This is a genomic window from Peribacillus sp. SIMBA_075 (assembly GCF_046534585.1).
This window is the reverse complement of the sequence record NZ_JAWRYN010001078.1, coordinates 1-254: the sequence shown is the minus strand read 5'-3', so window position 1 is coordinate 254 and position 254 is coordinate 1. Positions and strand designations below refer to the sequence as shown.

General features: G+C 52.8%; 1 protein-coding gene. It reads left to right on the top strand.

The genetic code is table 11. From position 1 onward, the window contains the following. On the top strand, positions 1 to 254 hold a 254-nt coding region (locus tag SB775_RS31610), incomplete at both ends, for a catalase-related domain-containing protein (RefSeq protein ID WP_410865237.1).

The following is a 254-nucleotide window of genomic DNA, read 5'->3' as shown; positions in this document are numbered from 1 at the left end:
CAGGAGAAAGTGGAAGGCCGTAAAGTGCGTAAGCGCAGCGACAGCTTTAAAGACCACTTCTCGCAGGCGACAATGTTCTGGAACAGCATGAGCGATGCAGAACAGCAACATATCACTGAGGCATTCAGCTTCGAGCTGGGCAAATGCGACAGCATCGACACGCGCCAGCAAGTCGTGGACATGTATGCGAACGTCAACCTTAAGCTGGCACAGGAAATTGCAGCGAATATCGGCGTCAAAGCGCCTCAAAACGG